Here is a 20,413-nt window from a genome sequence, read left to right as displayed (position 1 = left end):
TTTAGTCAATTTGATCAAAGTATTTGGGCTCTCGAAGCCGTGTTTTGAAAACGAGATTACTAAAACTGACGTGAAGACTTCAGAAAGACAAGTATATGATTATGCGAACAATTATTGGAATCGATGTCAGTAAAAACAAAGCTAACGTTGCGGTGGCGACGGATTTAATCGTCGCCAAAGAACTGACCGTCCCTCTAGATGCACTGGGATTTAATGAACTGAAACACGTCGTGCTTCAGTTCGGCGGAAAAGCGGAAATCGTCTTTGAAGCGACTGGTGTTTACTCCCGGCGCTTAGAGTATTTCCTTCAACAAGAAAATTTGAATTACCATATTTTAAATCCCCTGGCGGCTAAGAATCGCATCGCCACTGGTACGCGAATGAGAAAAAACGATCAACGTGATGCGCGCCGATTGGCGATTACCGAGTTTACCGAACAGTTAGAGCCCTATCTTCTAGCTTACAAACAGGATCCCATCTATCGTGAATTAACGGATATGAACCGTTATTACGACCAACTCAATGAGGATAAGAAACGGGCCCGCAATCGAGCTCATCGTGTCTTACAGCTTGTATTTGCGTCATTTGGGGCCTCCAAGGGTGGCTTTAACTTCGATACAAAGCTGGCTTGGAAGATCCTAACACTCTTCCCGCATGCACAAATCGTTCGTGAAATTGGCGACCTTAACGCGTTAGAAGCACGAATATCAGCAGCACATTTCAAAGGGATGAACGCTAGGCGTATTCACGATGCCGCACGAAAGTTATGGAAACTGGCCGCTCAGAATGGTGACGCCGTACCCGTTACTTCGGATAACACGCGGCAAATGAAAGCTTTGGCGGAACAAGTTCTCACCCTAGAAGCAGCGCAGGACCAGCAGGTCGTGCGCATGATGGCCTTAGGTAAATCCTTGTCAGAGTTTACGCTTCTTCAAACAATCCCTGGTATTGGTGGCAGTACCGCCATTCGGCTAATTAGTGAATTAGGTGATATCCGACGGTTCAATACCCGTCAGCAATTGAACAGCTATGTCGGCCTGGACACAACGGAAGTTGACTCCGGTGACCATCAATCCGCTCGCCATATCACCAAACACGGTAATCCCCATGCACGCCGAATCTTGTATTGGACGGTCGTTCTTATGCTTAATCCTAAGATGGGCGACAATCATATTCGCGATGCATACGAAAAAAGACGAGAAGCTTCTTCTTCAAAGAAGAAACTCATCGTCCGTCAAATGGATCGTCTTATTAAAACAATCCTATACCTGATAAAAACGAATCAACCTTACTCCTATGAGCTGAGCCCTCAATCGAAGTAACATTCATTATAGTTTATAATACCAGCCTTGAAAAAAATTTGATACCTCCAAGGCTTATTTAGCTGGCTATAAATCACTAAAATAATAGCAATAGGGCCTAGGCTCCGGAACGAAGAACATCGTTCCGGAACCTAGACCCTAAATTTCTCATCATAAAACATTGATTTAACAACATCTTTATTGACAAAACGTAGAAAAAAGTGCATCCCCCTACCCGCCAAGATAATGGGATGCACACACATACGATCAAGGGACTACTATGCCCTTTTGCATACTCAAGTATAACCGAAAGGTGGTGATGCCACAATCCTTAAAGTCTACCCGGCTAGGTGAACTTAAGGAGGAATGACTACAATGGCAAGCTATAGAAAAAGGGGCTCGAAGTGGGAGGCACGCGTCTACAATCGCGCTTCAGGTATCGACAAACCTATCACTAAAGGCGGATTTAAGACGAAGAGGTTAGCCATCCAGTGGGCTAGTGAGCTTGAAAATCGCAAGCTGTCTGGTCGGGGCGTTGCCCGAAGTCAGATTACGCTCCCGGAGTACTTTAAATCATGGTACCACGCCTTTAAGGAACCGCTAGTGAGTGACACAACACGCCGACGGTATGAGTACGCGATACATGTCGTCGATGAGTACTTCTCAGGGCAGAAGATAGACCGAATCACTCGGACGGCCTACCAGCGCTTTCTAAACGCCTACGGTAAGGGTCATGCACTTTCGACCTCGCGAAAAATCCATACTCAGATACGGGCATCCGTCCGCTCTGCTGTGGAGGATGGCGTGATTCCACAAGATTTCACCGCCCATACCTCCCCGAGCGGTCACGCCAGCAAGGACCGTCGGCTCAAGTATCTTGATACGTCCGATATGGCTAAGCTCATGGCCTATATGAGCGAGCGAGTCGATGCCACAGCTCCTACCAGGATGATGATTCTAGTGGCCCTGCTGACAGGCGCTCGCTTCTCAGAGGTGGCAGGGTTGACTTGGGATGACATCTCATACAAGGAGCAGACCATCAGCATCAATAAAGCCTGGGACACCGTTGGCGACACAGGCTTTCGACCAACGAAGAACCCGCAGTCGAACCGTACGGTGTCGGTCACTCCTGAGCTGCTACGTCTGTTGAAGATGTATCACCACTCACAGAAGATCATGCAGCTCAAGCATGGCCTAGCCAACGACCTTGGGCTACTCTTCATCACCCCGGTCGGTAAGGTCCCCACGTCGAACGCATCGAACAAGACACTTCGTCACGCCTTGAAGAAACTGGATGCTAAAGTGATCACCTTCCACGGGCTTAGGCACACTCACGCATCGTACCTTCTATATAAGGGCGTCTCGATATACTACATTTCGGAGCGCTTGGGTCACTCAAGCTACAATGTCACACTGAATATTTACTCACATCTGGTTAAAGAGATGAAACAGAAGGAAGATCAAAAAATGATTGCCGCTCTATCGGAAGTCTCAGGATAACCAATTTACTTGGACAAAACTTGGACAAGCAGGATTTAAAACGCTGTGTCCTTACTGCCGCAAAGGGTCTGAATCTAGGTTAGATGTTCTCTTGCGACATCACTAAAACCTTAAGCAGGCTTGCCAATCACTTGGTAAGCCTGCTTTTTTGATGGGCCATTCCGCTAAACCCCATCGTTATTTCAAATGCTGGGCGAAGGTCTTCACGTTTTCAGCCACGAACTGCGCCGTGGGGACGCCCATATCATCATGCGGGTAAATCGCGTTGAACACCACGTTGCCGTAATTGATCAGGATAAAGTTACTGACTTCATGCTTGACGTCCACTTGAGCGTTAATTTCACCAGTGCGCACCATCTCCTGAAAGGCCACCGTTAACCGGTCCTTTAATCGCATGGGCAACTGCTTGACCGCGTGACTGATTTCTGGAAAGCGATAAGCATCCCGTAACCCTAACAAGAAGACCGCCTGGTGGTTCCGGACGAAAGTCGCGTAGAGGTCCGCAATGTGTTGCAGATCCACCTCAATATCGCCAGTGGGACAGAACGTCGCGTCGATCTGGTCGATATCCTGTAGATACGTCGCCACAAGTTCCGTTAAAATACTGTGCTTGTCTTGGTAGTGCCGAAAGACCGTGCTTTCGTTAATACCCGCCGTTGCCGCAATTTTGCGGGTCGTGGCGCCTTGGTAACCGTACTTTAAGATCAGTGCCGAAAACGCTGCGAGGATCCGTTCATCCGTTGTTTGATTGGTTTCCATTATCCATCGTGCCCTTTCATACTGCTTCGTTGGCTCAATTCTACCATAGCTTTCCTTCGAGTCCTTAGAATCTGCTCCCTTAAGTTAAGCGCTTTCTTTTTAGGCTAAATTTGGTATACTCTAGTTAAGAATCATTCTAAAAATCAAGGAGGGAGCCACGATGAAACTAACCAACTATAAACGTCTTTGGGGGGTCCTCACAATCGGGGCCATTGCGCTGATCTGTCAATTCATCCTACACGAACAACAATGGGCGGCCTGGCTGGTCACGATTCTGGGGGCCCTGATCGCCCTCCTGATGTTCGTTGACATGATCAAAACCCTCCGCTCCGGTAAATTCGGGGTCGATCTCTTGGCCATTACGGCGGTCATCGCCACTTTAGCCGTGGGCGAATACTGGGCTGCACTGATTGTCTTACTGATGCTGACCGGGGGCGATGCCTTAGAAGACTTTGCCGCTAACCGGGCGAACTCGGAGCTCCAAAGTCTCCTGGCCAATTCCCCTCAAAACGCCCACCTGGTGACCGGCGACACCGTTACCGCCATTCCCATTGACCAGGTTCAAGTCGGCCAACGGCTACTGGTCAAGCCTGGCGAGGTCATTCCCGTTGACGGGACCGTCTTAACCGGGACCACCACCGTCGATGAATCCTCACTGACCGGTGAATCCCGCCCGGTCGACAAGCACCCGAACGACCCTGTGATGTCTGGCGCCATTAACGGAAGTACCGCCATCCAGATTCAAGCGGACCAGACAGCCGCCAATAGTCAGTACCAAAACATCGTTCGGTTGGTCCGGCAGGCCGAGAACCAGCCCGCCCACTTCGTGCGGATGGCCGACCGCTACGCCGTACCGTTCACCCTAGGCGCCTACTTAATTGCGGGCGTCGCCTGGTGGCTCTCCGGTGACCCCGTCCGGGTTGCCGAAGTCTTGGTGGTCGCGTCCCCCTGTCCCCTGATCCTGGCCGCACCGATTGCCCTGGTCTCGGGAATGAGTCGGTCCAGCCGTAACGGAATCATCGTAAAGACCGGGACGACCCTAGAAAAGCTGGCCAAGGTGCGCAGCTTCGCCTTCGACAAAACGGGGACGATTACGCAGGGTCACTTAGTGGTCGACCAACTGCTCCCCGAACCCGGCACCACGGCCAGTCGCCTCTTAGAACTCGCCGCTAGTGCCGAGCAACAGTCCAACCACGTGCTAGCTCGGTCCCTGGTGGCCGCGAACCCCACGACCCTCCTCACCGCTGATCACGTCGTCGAAGCCACCGCAGCTGGTGTTCAGGCCACGATTGACGGTCAGACCGTACGGGCGGGGAAGGCCAGCTACGTGACCGACCAGCCCATCACCAAGGTCGATCAGACTGCCGTTTACGTTGCCGTTAACGGCGACTACGTGGGATGTGTGACCTTCACCGACCGGGTTCGTCCCGAAGCCGCCGAGACCATGACGGCCCTGCACGACCTAAAGATCGACCACCTGATTATGATTTCCGGCGACCGTCAACCCATTGCGGAACAGATTGCCCAGGAGGTCGGCATCGACCGGATTCACGCCGACTGTCTGCCTACCGATAAGATCAACGTCTTGAAGCAACTCCCCGCTAATCAGACACCGGTGGCCATGGTCGGGGATGGGGTCAACGACGCCCCCTCCTTGGCTGTCGCCGACGTGGGAATCGCCATGGGTGCTCACGGGGCCACCGCGGCCAGTGAATCAGCGGACGCCGTGGTCTTAAAGGACGACCTGACCCGGGTCAGCACCGCCGTCAAGATCTCCCGGGACACCATGCGCGTCGCCCGGCAAGCGGTTTTGATCGGTATCGCTATCTGTACCGGCCTGATGCTCATCGCCAGTTTCGGCATCATCCCCGCTATCATCGGGGCCCTGTTCCAGGAGGCCGTAGATACCATCACCATCCTGTACGCCCTCCGTGCCCGGACCGACCGCTAAACCCATTAACCACAATAAAGCCGCCAGAATTTACCGTTCTGGCGGCTTTATGCTGTCTATCTGCATCCTAAAATTCCTAAACCGTCAACTGTTGGTTGGCCTTAGCGACCTGGCGCCGGTATAAGCCCCAGCCCAGTAGCGCCGTTAAGACATCCGCAACGGCCTGAGACCAGATGATCCCGGTGTAGCCGAATAACAGACTTCCGACCACAATCGCGATGGTGAAGATGACCCCTTGCCGGGACACCGACATCAGTAACGCGTTTAACGCCTTCGCCGTGGACTGGAAGACCGTGGTGTAGACCAAGATGGCCCCCGCAAACGGCGTGGTGATCAGCAGAACCCGCAGTAGCTGCGCCCCGTAATGGATAACGGCCGGGTTCTTTAAGAACAACGCCACGATCCAAGGTGCGACTAGGATCATTAACGTGGCCATGACCAACGACCAGACCACCTCGACTAGGAGGTCAAACCGGATGATCTTACGTAACCGGTCATGGTTCTCCGCACCGTAGTTATACCCAATCAACGGCTGGGCTCCAAACGCAAACCCAACCATGATGGCGTTGACGACTTGGGAAACCTTGGTGGCAATCCCTAAGGCCGCCACCCGGTCCGCACCATACCGGGCCAAGTAGTTATTGAACAGCGCCGTCTGGTAACTGATCATCAGGTTCGTGATTGAAGCGGGAATCCCGATGACCAGGACCTGCCAGACGTCGGAATGCTTCAAGGAGACCTCGTGCCAGTTAACGTTGATCACGTGACACCGCCGCCGGACGTATTGAATCAAGATGATATCGGTCAGCGTGTACCCAATCAAGTTCGCTAAGGCCGCCCCCGCGGCCCCCATATGTAAGACTAAAATAAAGATCGGGTCACAAATCACGTTCAGGATGATGCCCCCCACGGTCCCAATCATGTTTTCCTTCGCTCGTCCCTCGGTTCGCATCAAGTTCCCCGGAACGATGGAAATCGTGACCAGGGCCGCCCCAATGTTGAAGATCCGGTAGAACTGAGCCGCGTAACCATAAGTCGCGCTGGTCGCGCCTAGCGCCATCAGAATGGGCCGTTCGAAAATCAGCATCAACACGGCTAACCCGATACTGCTGAAGATGCCGCCGTAGAAGCACCAGCTACTGACGTGGCGGGCTAACTGATTCTTCTGCTGTCCCAGTAACCGGGAGACGTAGGCGCTACCCCCCAACCCGAAGACGTCCCCCAAGGCAATCATCAGGTTGAACAGTGGCGTACACAGCGAGACCCCCGCAACCAAGGCGGTGTTTTGGGTCATCGAGACGAAGAAGGTGTCGGCCAAGTTGTAAATCATACTAGCGAGCATGCTCAGGACCACGGGCATGGCGAGTTTAAAGTAGGCCTGCCGAATCGGGGCCTGTTCGAATAAGTTTTCCAAGATAATCCCTCTAAATTTTTAGAATAAGGTTAGTATACACTTTTTACCAACCTAGATACGAGAGAAATTTGCTGTCCACCCGCCTTCAACGCCCTGAAGACGCAAAAAAGCCACCATCCGCAGATGGTGGCTTTTCAGGCTATAGGCTAAAGTAAATTAGTCAACAACCGTAACGTTAGCAGCTTGTGGGCCACGATCGCCTTGTTCTACGTCAAGGGATACATGTTGGCCTTCTTCAAGCGTCTTGAAACCTTCACTGTTGATAGCAGAGAAATGAACGAACACGTCTGAGCCGTTTTCAAGAGTAATGAAGCCGTAACCTTTATCAGCGTTGAACCATTTAACAGTACCTTGTTCCATAAGAATGAAACCTCCGTGTGCGCATAGCGCAATATAATATTTGCATTTGAAAGCTGGGGTAAAAAGGAGCCATTCTTAAAGAACGTCGAGCCTTTAAAACTTCCGAACCATAAATACATTAACAACAGGATAACAGGTATTTTCAAAAATAGCAAATGAGATGTTCCTAAATTCGATGAATTCTTCGAGAATTGCGGGCGCGTATCCCGGTCAATCCGGCACCTCACGCCCCTTCAACAATCTTTTCAAATCAATTTTAATCCGTGGTCAGCCGCGGCGCCAACCACTGATAAGCTTGGAGGACTTCTCCAGGGGTCATGTGGTGGGTTCCCCCGGTCACCGTGACCGTGGTCTGCATCCCCGTCGCCGCACACGCGTCAGCGACACGCTGGACCGTCGCCACCGAGACCAACGGGTCATGCCGTCCCGCCGAGAGCCAGACCTGCCGGTGTTGCTGGTCTTGGGGCCGCGCCACCGGAACCCATAAGGGGTGAAACAGTAGTGCGGTGGTGCCTGGCAAGTATCCCGTCTGGAGTCCGTACGCTGCCATCGCGGCCCCGTTGGAGTACCCCACCGTGATCAAGTGGTCGCAATCCCAGCGATGGTCGCGACAAATCGCCGTGACCTGTTCGGCCAGCCACTGCGCCTCCGTTTCCAGTTGCTGCGGGTCGGCTGGCGTGCTCGCCGTTTGCCGAAAATATTGGCGTTGTGGGCCCACACCCTGCCGGCCGGCAATCGTAATCAACGGACTCTGCGGGGCCAACCGGCGACCGAAATTAAGCATCTCTTGGTTGGTGCCGCCGGTTCCCTGCAACAGCAATACTGGCGGCGCCGTATTCGCACCCGGCATGGTCTCAATCAACTCTGATTCTCCCACAGTGTAGCCCCCTTTTAGCGATGCACAATGATCTCAATCTGGCCCTTCTGTGGCGCAAAATTTAGGCCGTAACAGCGCTCGGCTAAAATCTTCGCATACTCCTCCAAGACATCATCCGGGAGCGGCGTATGGGCGTGTAAACGGTCAATCAGGTCATCAGCCGTCGCAATCTCTGCCAGGTTAACGAAAAGTAAGGCGTCGTTGATCAGGTCGTGGACCAGGTCTGTCAACAGGCCGTTGGGCTTCCCCTGCACGTCCGTCACCACGATTTCGGTCCCCGCAACGGGTTGGTGATTCACCGAAACGTTCTTTAAAATCGTAAAAATATCTGTCATGGTTTACTTCCCCCTATTTCTCACGGTCTAACGTGGCCCACCGCTGCATCATTTTCTCTTGAATCTTGGGTAACGGTAATTGATCAATCTGCGCTGCCGGGACCCACTTTCCCGGGTAAAGTGCCAGTGACGGCGTCTGCTCAAAGTGGGCACTCAACAAAGTTACTCGCCACCGTTGATGGGTGTAGGTGTGCTGGATGGGCTTCCCGGCCACTGGCGTCAAGGTCAGTGCTAAGTGGTGGTCCGTCGCCCACTGTTGCGTCAGCGTCGCCATATCTGCGGCCAACGTTGTAGACGCCGTCGCCGATTCGCGTAACTGGTCTTGCGGAATCAGTGGATAACTCCAGTACCCAGCCAACATCTGTTGCGCCGTCCGTTGAACCAGTAAGTAGCCCGCCGGTGACGTGATCACCAGGCCATAGTAGGGCACGATCTTAGGCCGGGGCTTCTTGGTCTTCACGGGATAGTCCAGTACCCGACCTTCCCGGTAAGAGGCGTCGAACGCTCGGACCGGCGAGTGTTCCGGATCCGGGTTCTTGGCCGTCATATAACTCGACCCCAGGTCCATAATCGCCTGATTGAAGGCTCCCGGTCGCTGCGGGTCCACGATTGGTTGAATGATCTTCATAAAGAGTTGGCGGGTCTTGGGTTGCGCGATGTCGGCATCGATCAGTAAGAGTCGGGCAAAGACCCGAAAGGCGTTGCCATCGACTGCCGGGACCACTTCGCCAAACGCGATGCTGGCAATCGCGCAGGCCGTGTAGGGCCCCACACCAACTAAGTCTTGTAGTTCGGCGGCGGTCCGGGGCCAAACGCCATGATAGTCGTGGACCAACTGCTGGGCGGCCCGTTGTAGGTTCCGCGCCCGTGAATAATATCCTAATCCCTGCCAGGCCTTCAAGAGGTCGGCTTGGTCCGCTGCAGCTAACGCCGTAACGGTCGGAAACGCCGCCATGAACCGCTGGTAATAGGGAATCACGGTATTGACCTGCGTCTGCTGAAGCATAATTTCACTAACCCAGACATGGTAGGGGTCCTGATCGCGGCGCCAAGGTAGGTCGCGACCGGATTGGTCATACCACGCTAAGAGGGTCTGGCGAAACGCTTGAATCGTTGTTGCTGACCACTGTTCCATGGGTGTCCCTCCGTTTATCATTTTCTCAATTTTAGCGAATTCCCTCCAGAACCACAAGTCATGACTGTGACTCAGACTTGACGCCGCCCGGCCACTCCCCTATTATCAGAAAAGACAAACAGGATTAACGGAGGGGTAAACGTGAAGCGCTGGATAATTTTACTAATGGTGGTCTGCAGTTGCGGCTTGACCGGTTGTACCCGGCCCCAGGCGGTCAAGACCACCAGTGACAGCAAAGGGGTCATGACTAAAGACCAAGTCTTGAACCTGGCGACCCGGCATCCCCTGACTACCTTGGACGTGGACCGCATGACTTCCTTTGGTCGGCTTAACAACACCATCGAGGGGCTCTATCAGACCAATCGCGACGGACAGGCTGCGCTGGCCTTAGCCAAGAAAGTCTCGATCAACGCCGCTAAAACCACCTATACCTTTACGCTCTGGAAAGATTCCTACTGGAGCGACGGGTCGGTGATCACGGCACACGACTTCGTCTACTCCTGGCGTCGGGCCCTCGACCCCCGGACCACGGCCAGTCAAGCCGACCTCTTCCGGGGAATCAAAAACGCGCACAAGATCTTAGCCGGCAGCTTACCCCCTTCCCAGTTGGGCGTTCACGCCGTCGGTAAGTTCAAACTGGTGGTCCAGCTCGACCACCCCATGGCCGAATTGCCCCAACGCTTAGCCTACCCGCTCTTCGGCCCCCAAAGCCGACGGGTCGCCCGCAAATACGGCGCCAAATACGCCACCAAGCCGGAATACCAAGTCTACGCGGGTCCCTTCATGGTCAGCCGAAACGGAACCGCCAACCATTGGCACATGGTCCCCAATCCCCACTACTGGGACCGGCAACACGTCTACTTAAAGCGCATCAACGTCACGGTCTACCATGACCGCCATAAGGCCTGGCGCGCTTACCAGGCGGGCAAGCTCGATGAGGTCCGCATTCTCAAGAACATCCAACGCTACGAACACCAAGCCGACTACACGGCTCGCCCTTATTCCCAGATGGCAATCCTGACTTACCGGCGCATGGGCCCCAACTACGCCGCCGCGAGTCTTTTGAACCAGAAGAACGCCCGCTTAGCCATCTCCCACGCCGTCGACCGCAAGACGCTGGCCCGGATGACTTATGGCAGTACGTCCCTCCCCGCTCAGGGCGTGGTCCCTGCCGGACTCAGCCGTGGACTACGGGGAACCGCGGACTTCGCTAACGCCCAGCCGGAGCAACGGGCCCTGGTTTACCGCCCCAAGCAGGCAGCGGCCGAGTGGCAGCGAGCCTTAGACCATAGCCACCTTAAGCGAATCACCCTGACTTTAGGCTACTCGCCCGAAACCTACCAGCAGCTGATGGCCCGGAATCTGCGGAAGCAATTGACACACCACTTACCCGGCTTAACCCTTAAGCTCCAGCCCCGTTCCTGGTCACCGCAACGGATTCAGCCCCTGAAGAGTGACCTGGTCCTCAACAACCAACGGGCGCAATACGCGGATCCCTTGGCCATGCTATCGCTCTTCACTAGCAATAACACCACCAACACGGGGTACTGGCTCAACGCCGACTATGACCGCCTGGTAGAAACTGCCAGTTACGCCCCCACCTTTAACGCGGCCCGGTGGCGCACCCTCTTGAAGGCGGAGGGCATTCTGATGCGCGAACAGGGCGTCACCCCCCTGATTCAACCCGCTAGCACTTACCTGGTGAACCCCCACCTCAACGGCGTTCAGTTCAACACCATTGGGACCCAATCCAACTTTAAACAGGCCTACTTTGTAAAATAGCCGACCAATCATTTACAACACTCCAAAATTAAAGCGACTACCGTTACCCATTTTGCCAGGTAACGGCAGTCGCTTTGTCAGTTGATTCAGTTTGTCTGGGGGTTTCCCGCTATCTGGCCCAGCTTAAAGGGTCACGCGTCCAAGTGAGTCTGGGCCAAGGCGACCACGTCATCGGCGACGAATTCACTGGTCAACCGCTGCATAGGCGTATACGCGTGCCGTTCCTTATAGTTGACCGGGTAAGCGGCGACGACGGCCACCTTAAGGTTGTTTTCCGTCAAGAAGATCTGGCCCACGCCCCGGTACTTGCCCTTACTGTGACGTCCGGTCCGCCAAGAATGCAGCTTAAAGTCACCATCCGGTTCGCGCTTGATCTGGTAGTGTCCCGACGCATCTGGTGCCACGGGGACCCCCACGTACTGGTTTACGTCATATTTAGCCTTCATCGGGAGCCTCCGTGGTCAACGCCGTCACAATGGGTGTAATTGCGGCGTTGCCTAGAATCTCAAGGACCGCCTCATCCCGCAATACCGCCGTCAAAGCTTCAGCCGTGACCGGTAACCCGACCAGTCGATCCGCTACCGCGCTCAGTTGCTCGGCCGGGGCGACCGTTCCAAACAACGCCATGTTCCGGAAGGTTCCTTGGTGGATGGTGAAGTTCAGGTGGAGCCGGCCCTGTGGCAAGACTACGGCCCGGTATTCCCGGTAGCCCGGGTTAGCTCCGTAGTTCCAAGCATCCGTCCGGTATTTGTCATCCAAACGCTGATCGATGATTTCCCAATCCCGGTCATTCAAGTGGTAGGTCTCAATCTGGTCCAGCCGGTCTACGTTAAAGATGTGGCACAGCAGGGCTTCCTTAAACGCCTGAATATCCAGGTCGCGATACGCCGGTGCCAGGTATTGCCGGAGATTGGTAATCGGCACGCGGTTCGAGGCCACGCCTTTATGTTGTCGCTGACTGCTGGGCAATAGCGCTTGGTGGGCCGCATCCACGTTCAGATCATACATGATGGTGCCCCCGGCTGCGTACCCGTCGCCGTTCTTAAACATGGTCATGCCGGAGAACTTCCGACCACTCACGACCAAGTTGCTCTTGCCACTAATGGCTAAATCGGCCACGCCCATATCCTTCAGTGCCCGGAGAATCGGTTCCGCAAAGACGCTGTAATCGCCGAACTTCGACCCGTCCTGCGGGTCACCGTTGATGATGTGTTCAAAGATCAGGTTTCGCTTATCGTGATACACGGCCCCCCCGCCGGAGGTTCGCCGCACCAGCTGGACCTGATTTTCAGCTAGGTATGGAAAATTGACTTCCGCCATCACGTTTTGGTTGATTCCCAAAATAACGGCGGGTTGATTAACGTACATCATCAGGCCGTGGCCCGGTAACTTTAAATCATTGACTAGGTAATTATCGATCGACTGGTTGACAATGGCATCCGTTACGACCCGTCCCTGACGATTGGTATCAATTAAGAACATGTCCGAATTTCTCCCTTCGTTCCCCGGTAGGTCACTCTGGCGTCCTACCAAATTATTTTCAGTGTAGCATAAGCCTCCGTTGGCAACAATCCCAGTGATGAATCCCACAAGCAATTGATTGTCAGCGTTTCCAAGAAAAGGGTATACTGGTTAGTAAGATAGACTGACATTTGGGAGGAATCATGATGACTGAACAACCACACACTTTTTGGCAACGCTTGGTTGCTTGGTGGCACGGCCGCCACGCCACCGCTGCCCCCGAAATTACCATTAAAGACGGCGTTTGGCTGGAACAACGGGACCAGGGCCACTACCGCTTGGGCCTCTCCAGTGACGCTTTAGAACAAATTGGGGATATTAGTTTCGCCGACCTGCCCATCATGACCGATGACCAACTCGCCGCCGGAGACGACATTCTCGAAGTCGAAAGCGATAAGGCGGTCGAAAACTTCAAGACCCCCTTTGCGGGAACCGTGACCAAAGTCAACCAAGACCTAGTCGTCGATCCCGCCACCATCAACCACAACGCACAAGACGTTAACTGGATTCTGGAACTCCAAGTTGCGTAAGTCGCCTTATTGACCAAAAATAATGTCGATAAAATAATTTCCATTTTCGGCAAAATGAACTATCATGAGAATTGAAGCCGGTGGTACCCATGCCAATCAACTGAGCTACACTGACCAATTTTTAATTGGAGGTAATGGTTATGGCTGTTGTAGAAAAGACCGCTTTGTTAGATGAAAAGATGGAAGAAGTATTCGATTGGTCTAAGGATGCGATTCCTGTTCGTGACGCCCTTTGGGATCACTTCATGGAATCAAATGGTCACAACACCGATGAAACTGAAGCTTCTATGCAGAAGATCGATGCGAAGTCTGACGATGAAGTTAAGGCTTACGTTGAAGAAAATCTGAAGAAGTAACCGGCTCAACCAAAAATAATGCCGCCCTACTCGACGGCATTATTTTTTTGGCCATTTTTAGCGCTACCGGACGTCCTAAAAAGGACCGCTTGCCCCACAATTCACGGGCTAAGCGGTCCTTTTTCAACTTCATCAATGAATTAAACGGGTTCACTGTAACTGTTCAGGTAGCGGTGTCCCGTGACGGGGTCGACCGTGGTCCGCGTCAGACTCAGATTGGTCGGTTCCGGCAACGCTAGGGTCGCCGGCGCAGCCAACATTAACAACGCCGCATTCTTGATGGTCAACCCGTGGCTGACCACTAACACGTGCTCGTGCGGGTGGTCCACCACCAGCTCTGCGATGACCTGTCCCAGACGCCGCTGTACTTGCAAATAGCTTTCGCCACCAATCCAGGACAGAACCGCGGGGCGGACTTCTTGGGTCAACGGATCAAAGGCCGTGGGAAACTGGGTCAATAAATCGGCTGTCTCTTGCCCCGTCCAGGTCCCGTAGGCCGCTTCCATCAACCGCGAATCAGTGGTCACAGGACCCGCGTAGTCGGCCGTCAACCACCGCGCAGTCTGCTGGGCCCGGTGTAACGGGCTAACTAAGACCCGGTCATAGGGGGTGAGGTCCAGCTGCTGGTGGCGCTGCTGAGCCTGCCGTTCCCCCGTTGGCGTCAACCAGGTCACGGCCGTATCGAGCTGACCTTGAATCACGCCCTGCGTGTTCGCATAGGTCTGCCCGTGGCGGACCCAATCAATGGTGGTCACAGCCACCGCCTCCCTTACTCAACCTTTTGGTTCGGGCTAACTTCCCGTTCGAACGGCGGTTCTAACTGGCGCCGTCCCCGTTGTAGCAGGTAAATAGCCACAATCACCAGGACCGACCCAATCACTTCCGCTAGGGTTATTTTAAGGCTCAAGAAGAGAATCGACAAGACGAACGTAATCACGGGTTGCGTCGCATCCACGATACTGATCACGTCGGAAGGCGCAAAGTGACTGCTGTAGAGCAACAGACCGAACGGAAGAATCGTTCCCACCAAGATGACCGTGCTCATCGAGCCGATCAAAGTCCCCGTAATCGGGGGCATGTTGACCCAGACCGGGTGCACCAGGTTGAAGCCGATGCTGGCCAAGAAGGTCCCCCAACCTAACACTGTGACCGGCGCGTGCCCGTGGTCCCGAATCAGGTTCCGGGGCAACACCACGTAACCCGCGGCCGTAATTCCGGAACCGATTCCCCAAAGCAGGGAACTCAGCGGAATCGCCAACTGCGCGAGGTTCCCCCGCGTGATTGCCAGAAAGACCCCGAGTAACGCCACGATGAAGGCAATCATGTCGCTCCGGAGGGGATGCTCGTGCTTAAACAGTAAGCTCCCCAGCACAATGAATAAGGGGCTCAAATATTGAAGAATCGTGGCCGCGGCGGCATTCCCCGTCTGGACGGCAAGGTAGAAGGTCAACAGGTTGGCTCCCAAGCCGATAAAGGCGTAGGCGAGCAGCCACCCAAGCTCTGCCCAGCTTCGGAAGACGGCAAACGTCTTCTTACCATACAGGATCAAGCTAATCACCAATAACACCACGCCCGCGCCTAACGTTCGCGTGGACAAAAACCAACTGGCCGGAATATTTTGGCCTTGAGAAATGAACTGTAAAACGGTCCCGGAAATCCCAAACATCGCCGACGCCACGGTCGCCCAGAAGATTCCCTTCATCACATTTTCAGTTGCTGCACCAGAAGTTTTCAACGCACCAAATCCTCACTTTCAACTTTCCCTTCAGCCCGTTTGCCACCGTACTTAGGTGGCGTCGGTTTTCGCCGACTATGGTTGTGCCGAAGTCTCATAATTTTTCAATTTTAGCGAATCATCATTAAAATTTGGCGGCAAATTTCTCTTTTTTGCGTCAAACCACGCACTTTTTTCTACGTTTTGTCAATAAAGATGTTGTTAAATCAATGTTTTATGATGAGAAATTTAGGGTCTAGGTTCCGGAACGATGTTCTTCGTTCCGGAGCCTAGGCCCTATTGCTATTATTTTAGTGATTTATAGCCAGCTAAATAAGCCTTGGAGGTATCAAATTTTTTTCAAGGCTGGTATTATAAACTATAATGAATGTTACTTCGATTGAGGGCTCAGCTCATAGGAGTAAGGTTGATTCGTTTTTATCAGGTATAGGATTGTTTTAATAAGACGATCCATTTGACGGACGATGAGTTTCTTCTTTGAAGAAGAAGCTTCTCGTCTTTTTTCGTATGCATCGCGAATATGATTGTCGCCCATCTTAGGATTAAGCATAAGAACGACCGTCCAATACAAGATTCGGCGTGCATGGGGATTACCGTGTTTGGTGATATGGCGAGCGGATTGATGGTCACCGGAGTCAACTTCCGTTGTGTCCAGGCCGACATAGCTGTTCAATTGCTGACGGGTATTGAACCGTCGGATATCACCTAATTCACTAATTAGCCGAATGGCGGTACTGCCACCAATACCAGGGATTGTTTGAAGAAGCGTAAACTCTGACAAGGATTTACCTAAGGCCATCATGCGCACGACCTGCTGGTCCTGCGCTGCTTCTAGGGTGAGAACTTGTTCCGCCAAAGCTTTCATTTGCCGCGTGTTATCCGAAGTAACGGGTACGGCGTCACCATTCTGAGCGGCCAGTTTCCATAACTTTCGTGCGGCATCGTGAATACGCCTAGCGTTCATCCCTTTGAAATGTGCTGCTGATATTCGTGCTTCTAACGCGTTAAGGTCGCCAATTTCACGAACGATTTGTGCATGCGGGAAGAGTGTTAGGATCTTCCAAGCCAGCTTTGTATCGAAGTTAAAGCCACCCTTGGAGGCCCCAAATGACGCAAATACAAGCTGTAAGACACGATGAGCTCGATTGCGGGCCCGTTTCTTATCCTCATTGAGTTGGTCGTAATAACGGTTCATATCCGTTAATTCACGATAGATGGGATCCTGTTTGTAAGCTAGAAGATAGGGCTCTAACTGTTCGGTAAACTCGGTAATCGCCAATCGGCGCGCATCACGTTGATCGTTTTTTCTCATTCGCGTACCAGTGGCGATGCGATTCTTAGCCGCCAGGGGATTTAAAATATGGTAATTCAAATTTTCTTGTTGAAGGAAATACTCTAAGCGCCGGGAGTAAACACCAGTCGCTTCAAAGACGATTTCCGCTTTTCCGCCGAACTGAAGCACGACGTGTTTCAGTTCATTAAATCCCAGTGCATCTAGAGGGACGGTCAGTTCTTTGGCGACGATTAAATCCGTCGCCACCGCAACGTTAGCTTTGTTTTTACTGACATCGATTCCAATAATTGTTCGCATAATCATATACTTGTCTTTCTGAAGTCTTCACGTCAGTTTTAGTAATCTCGTTTTCAAAACACGGCTTCGAGAGCCCAAATACTTTGATCAAATTGACTAAAACCAGTGAAGCGGCCATTTTTTATTACGGTCTCAAGGACCCAAAGCGCCCACGGCCTGTCTTCACTACCACTATAAAGTAATAGAGGCATAGGAGCACCCCGTCGGGTAACTTCTATGCCTCTAAGCTTAGTATTTTTTTATTTTGCCGATTAAGGCGTTAAGCCCATTAAGTGCTCGCCCAACGGAAAAGCGTCGTTATCCCGACCATTTTGGTCAAGGTAACGACGCTTCGTTGTTTCGCTTTTAAGCTGTATGGTCGACTCGCCGGGCCCATAGGTCACCCAGTAATTGGATGGCAAAGACTAGGACCAGGATAATCAGCATAGCCAGGAAAGTGACGTCACTTTCAAAGCGACTGTATCCCACGTTGATGGCCAAGTTCCCCAGGCCACCACCCCCGATGGCTCCAGCCATCGCGGTCAGGTCAATCAGACTGATCAACGTAAGAACGGAAGAGCGAATGATATCGGCCAGACCTTCGCGCAGGTACACCCGAAAAATAATCGCAATCGGACCAGACCCCACCGCTTCAGCGGCTTCAATGATGCCGTGGTCGACTTCCGTCAAAGCGTTTTGAATCTGCCGGGCGTAGAACGGTGCGGACCCAATCACCAGCGGTACGATGGCCGCCGTGGTCCCAATCGCCGTCCCCACAATGATCCGGGTCACTGGGGCGATCACCGCCAGTAAGATGACGAACGGAATTGACCGGAACAGGTTGACCACCTTATCCAAGATGTTGTACACGACCCGGTTCTCCAGGATACCGCCGGGTTGGGTCACAATCAACCCAATCCCGATGGCCATCCCAATCACACCGGCAACGATCGCCGTAATCAGCGTCATATAAATGGTTTCCCAAGTCGCCTGTAAGAAGTCACTCTTCATCGTGACCGCGTTTGGAAAATACTTTGCAAAAATACTCAACTAGGCCACCTCCGGATCTTTAGGCTTCAAGAACGTCAACTGGATTCCCGCATCGCGGCAGTACTGCCAAGCCTGCTCCAATTGGTCGGGCTCGCCGGCCATGACGACCACTAAGTTCCCCAATGGCGTATCTTGCAAAATCTCCACGTTCCCGTAAAGAATGTTGGAGACCACCTGATACCGTTTGAACAGCTCCGTGATCAACGGTGCGTCGGTGCTGGCCCCCACGTACTTGAGTTGCACCAACCGGTGATGGTCGTCTAAGCCCAAGCCCTTGGCCTGCTTGTAAATCTTTTCCAGCGCTTGATCGATCTGGGTTGCCGTATTGATGAAGTCGCGTGTCAGTGGCTTTTGCGGATTACTGAAGATGGAGACCAAGTCGCCCCGTTCGATAATCGCGCCGTCTTCCATCACGGCCACCTTATTACAGATTTCCTTGACGGCGTCCATTTCGTGCGTGATCAAAACCACGGTCAGGCCCAATTCCTTGTTCAGCCGCTTCAAAAGTTCCAGGATCGCCGAAGTGGTCTTGGGATCCAGGGCACTCGTGGCTTCATCACTGATCAGAATCTCAGGATCGTTGGCCAGGGCCCGCGCAATGGCAACCCGTTGCTTCTGACCACCCGACAATTGCGCCGGATAATCCTGGGCCTTCTCGCTCAGTCCGACCAAGTCCAAGAGCCGAGCGACCTTGTCATGCCGCTCTTTGCGCGATAATCCGGATCCCTTTAGGGGGTAATCCACGTTGTCCGCAATGGTCCGCGCATTCATCAGGTTGAAGTGTTGGAAGATCATCCCAATCTTCTTCCGGGCTGCGCGTAACTCGCTGGACCGCAGCGCTAAGATATTCTGCCCGTTGACCGTAACCGTGCCAGCGGTGGGCCGCTGTAGCCGGTTGATGACCCGGACTAGGGTACTCTTCCCCGCGCCCGAGTAACCCACGACACCGTAAATGTCGCCGCGCGCTACCTCTAATGAGACGTCCTGAACGGCCTTGACCGTCTGACCCTTATTATGGAAGGTCACGTCGATATGATTTAACTGAATAATAGGTTCTTTCGTCACAGTCTTCGTTCTCCTATCTCCCCGCTGCCGTCAACGAGGGCTTACTTTAATTTCAAGTTCCAAGCTGGAATGGACAAGCCATCGTAAGCTTTCTCAATGTTCTTCTTCGTGGCTTCCGTCTGGTAAGCCTTGATGATCTTCTTGTACGTGGCGTTGTTCTTATCCGACTTATTCGCCGCAATGATGTTGATGTACGGTTTGGAGGCCTTGTTGACCTTTTCGCGGGCCAGCGCCGTCTTAGCATTTAGTTTAGCACTCGCCGCAAACTCGTTGTTGATCACGGCCGCCGTTGCGTCAGACAACGAACGAGGCGTCTGGGCCGCATCCATTGGCGTGATCTTCAAGTTCAACTTATTTTGGGTGATGTTCTTAGGCGTTGGTAAATCGACTTTGTCGTCAACCTTGATCAAACCAGCGGATTCCAAAAGGTGCAAAGCCCGGCCTTCGTTGGTTGCATCGTTAGGAATGGTGATCTGGTCACCCTTCTTAATATCGGACACGTTCTTGATCTTCTTGGAGTACAACCGCAGTGGCGCCAAGTACGTGTTGGCTAAGGCCACGATGTGGGTCTTATGGGCCTTGTTCCAAGTGTTCATGAAGTACCGGTGTTGGAACGAGTTTAAGTCAACTTCGTGGTTAGACAATGCCGCGTTAGGTTGATTGTAATCCGTAAAGGTGACCAACTTAATGTTGATGCCCTGCTTCGCCAGCTTGGTCTTGATTGGGTTCCAGATTTTTTCATCGGTTCCCATGATGCCGACCTTCACCGTCTTGGAGCTGCTAGCTGACTTGCCACAACCGGAGACAATTAAAAGTGGCAGTAATAATAGAAATAACCAAGCAAATCGTTTAAATTTTTTCATGATTCTAAATCCCCCTCATTATTATGCTTATGATTTTCAGCAATTGATCTGTGACCAAAAGAAAAAGTCCGCTCCTAACTTAATAGAAACGAACTTTGTCGTGGTACCATTCTAATTCAAATCGGCGCAAACCGACCCCTCATTAACACTCGTGGCCTGAAGCCAGAAGTGCGTGCACGATAATGAGTGCCGGTCATCATTGCCTAATCCGCAGACTCGGTAATGCCAATTCATCTCAGGCCATCTTCACCTTAATCACCGCTACCCACTTTCAGCATCTCGTGGGCTCTCTAGAAGCGTGACGTCCGG

20 protein-coding genes are annotated in these 20,413 nt (G+C 52.8%); 6 read left to right on the top strand and 14 right to left on the bottom strand.

The annotated features are described in order from the left end of the window. The first annotated feature begins 95 nt into the window (after positions 1 to 95). On the top strand, positions 96 to 1,322 hold the full coding sequence (locus RIN67_RS02935; protein WP_313872918.1) for an IS110 family RNA-guided transposase: 1,227 nt from the start codon (positions 96 to 98) through the stop codon (positions 1,320 to 1,322). A 354-nt stretch (positions 1,323 to 1,676) separates the two neighbouring features. Next, complete coding sequence (locus tag RIN67_RS02930) at positions 1,677 to 2,801, top strand: site-specific integrase (RefSeq protein ID WP_024746592.1); 1,125 nt, start codon at positions 1,677 to 1,679, stop codon at positions 2,799 to 2,801. Between the two features lie 177 nt (positions 2,802 to 2,978). Here RIN67_RS02930 and RIN67_RS02925 read toward each other — a convergent pair whose 3' ends face one another. After that, positions 2,979 to 3,560, bottom strand: coding sequence for a TetR/AcrR family transcriptional regulator (locus tag RIN67_RS02925; RefSeq protein ID WP_024746591.1), 582 nt, complete (start codon positions 3,558 to 3,560; stop codon positions 2,979 to 2,981). A 160-nt stretch (positions 3,561 to 3,720) separates the two neighbouring features. Between RIN67_RS02925 and RIN67_RS02920 the strand changes: the two genes are divergently transcribed. Continuing rightward, positions 3,721 to 5,511 carry a heavy metal translocating P-type ATPase gene (locus RIN67_RS02920; RefSeq protein WP_264999473.1) on the top strand — a complete coding sequence of 597 codons (1,791 nt, stop codon included), beginning with the start codon at positions 3,721 to 3,723 and terminating at the stop codon, positions 5,509 to 5,511. Positions 5,512 to 5,587: 76 nt separating this feature from the next. Here RIN67_RS02920 and RIN67_RS02915 read toward each other — a convergent pair whose 3' ends face one another. The 5 genes from RIN67_RS02915 to mutY all read right to left on the bottom strand — a co-directional run bounded on the left by RIN67_RS02915 (position 5,588) and on the right by mutY (position 9,632). Next, a complete protein-coding gene (locus RIN67_RS02915) occupies positions 5,588 to 6,925 on the bottom strand; it encodes an MATE family efflux transporter (RefSeq protein WP_264999474.1) in 1,338 nt (445 codons plus the stop codon). A gap of 156 nt (positions 6,926 to 7,081) precedes the next feature. After that, positions 7,082 to 7,285, bottom strand: coding sequence for a cold-shock protein (locus tag RIN67_RS02910; RefSeq protein WP_024746588.1), 204 nt, complete (start codon positions 7,283 to 7,285; stop codon positions 7,082 to 7,084). A 256-nt stretch (positions 7,286 to 7,541) separates the two neighbouring features. Beyond that, positions 7,542 to 8,162: an alpha/beta hydrolase gene (locus RIN67_RS02905; RefSeq protein ID WP_264999475.1), complete on the bottom strand. Its 621-nt coding sequence runs from the start codon at positions 8,160 to 8,162 to the stop codon at positions 7,542 to 7,544. 14 nt (positions 8,163 to 8,176) lie between these two features. Beyond that, entirely contained in the window at positions 8,177 to 8,497 is a 321-nt protein-coding gene (locus RIN67_RS02900) for a hypothetical protein (protein ID WP_264999476.1), read from the bottom strand. 13 nt (positions 8,498 to 8,510) lie between these two features. Next, a complete protein-coding gene (mutY, locus tag RIN67_RS02895) occupies positions 8,511 to 9,632 on the bottom strand; it encodes an A/G-specific adenine glycosylase (protein ID WP_264999477.1) in 1,122 nt (373 codons plus the stop codon). 141 nt (positions 9,633 to 9,773) lie between these two features. On the opposite strand from mutY, the gene RIN67_RS02890 reads away from it, so the two are divergent. After that, positions 9,774 to 11,414: a peptide ABC transporter substrate-binding protein gene (locus RIN67_RS02890; RefSeq protein ID WP_264999478.1), complete on the top strand. Its 1,641-nt coding sequence runs from the start codon at positions 9,774 to 9,776 to the stop codon at positions 11,412 to 11,414. Positions 11,415 to 11,545: 131 nt separating this feature from the next. Here RIN67_RS02890 and RIN67_RS02885 read toward each other — a convergent pair whose 3' ends face one another. Both RIN67_RS02885 and RIN67_RS02880 read right to left on the bottom strand, forming a co-directional pair. Continuing rightward, positions 11,546 to 11,860, bottom strand: coding sequence for a DUF7671 family protein (locus RIN67_RS02885; protein ID WP_264999479.1), 315 nt, complete (start codon positions 11,858 to 11,860; stop codon positions 11,546 to 11,548). Continuing rightward, the gene (locus RIN67_RS02880) at positions 11,850 to 12,896 is read right to left on the bottom strand and encodes a lipoate--protein ligase (protein ID WP_264999480.1); all 1,047 of its coding nucleotides are present in this window, start codon (positions 12,894 to 12,896) and stop codon (positions 11,850 to 11,852) included. Before RIN67_RS02880 ends, RIN67_RS02885 begins: the two co-directional genes overlap by 11 nt. Positions 12,897 to 13,081: 185 nt before the next feature. Between RIN67_RS02880 and RIN67_RS02875 the strand changes: the two genes are divergently transcribed. Further along, positions 13,082 to 13,465: a glycine cleavage system H family protein gene (locus tag RIN67_RS02875; RefSeq protein WP_264999481.1), complete on the top strand. Its 384-nt coding sequence runs from the start codon at positions 13,082 to 13,084 to the stop codon at positions 13,463 to 13,465. A gap of 140 nt (positions 13,466 to 13,605) precedes the next feature. Then, the gene (locus RIN67_RS02870; RefSeq protein ID WP_024746581.1) at positions 13,606 to 13,821 is read left to right on the top strand and encodes a P8 family protein; all 216 of its coding nucleotides are present in this window, start codon (positions 13,606 to 13,608) and stop codon (positions 13,819 to 13,821) included. 140 nt (positions 13,822 to 13,961) lie between these two features. Here the strand turns inward: RIN67_RS02870 and RIN67_RS02865 are convergent, their stop codons facing one another. The 6 genes from RIN67_RS02865 to RIN67_RS02840 form a co-directional block, all read right to left on the bottom strand. Continuing rightward, the gene (locus RIN67_RS02865; RefSeq protein WP_264999482.1) at positions 13,962 to 14,576 is read right to left on the bottom strand and encodes a histidine phosphatase family protein; all 615 of its coding nucleotides are present in this window, start codon (positions 14,574 to 14,576) and stop codon (positions 13,962 to 13,964) included. A 14-nt stretch (positions 14,577 to 14,590) separates the two neighbouring features. Beyond that, a complete protein-coding gene (locus RIN67_RS02860; protein ID WP_264999485.1) occupies positions 14,591 to 15,523 on the bottom strand; it encodes a DMT family transporter in 933 nt (310 codons plus the stop codon). A 403-nt stretch (positions 15,524 to 15,926) separates the two neighbouring features. Then, positions 15,927 to 17,153, bottom strand: coding sequence for an IS110 family RNA-guided transposase (locus RIN67_RS02855; RefSeq protein WP_313872918.1), 1,227 nt, complete (start codon positions 17,151 to 17,153; stop codon positions 15,927 to 15,929). 339 nt (positions 17,154 to 17,492) lie between these two features. Beyond that, the gene (locus RIN67_RS02850) at positions 17,493 to 18,176 is read right to left on the bottom strand and encodes a methionine ABC transporter permease (RefSeq protein ID WP_024746578.1); all 684 of its coding nucleotides are present in this window, start codon (positions 18,174 to 18,176) and stop codon (positions 17,493 to 17,495) included. Continuing rightward, a complete protein-coding gene (locus RIN67_RS02845; RefSeq protein ID WP_024746577.1) occupies positions 18,177 to 19,226 on the bottom strand; it encodes a methionine ABC transporter ATP-binding protein in 1,050 nt (349 codons plus the stop codon). A gap of 56 nt (positions 19,227 to 19,282) precedes the next feature. Then, positions 19,283 to 20,104, bottom strand: a complete 822-nt coding sequence (locus tag RIN67_RS02840) for a MetQ/NlpA family ABC transporter substrate-binding protein (RefSeq protein WP_264999794.1) — start codon at positions 20,102 to 20,104, stop codon at positions 19,283 to 19,285. Positions 20,105 to 20,413 lie beyond the last annotated feature (309 nt).

This window comes from Levilactobacillus namurensis (assembly GCF_032197885.1).
GTDB lineage: Bacteria > Bacillota > Bacilli > Lactobacillales > Lactobacillaceae > Levilactobacillus > Levilactobacillus namurensis_A.
Note: the sequence above shows the minus strand (reverse complement) of the source record. Positions and strands in the feature narration are given on the sequence as shown.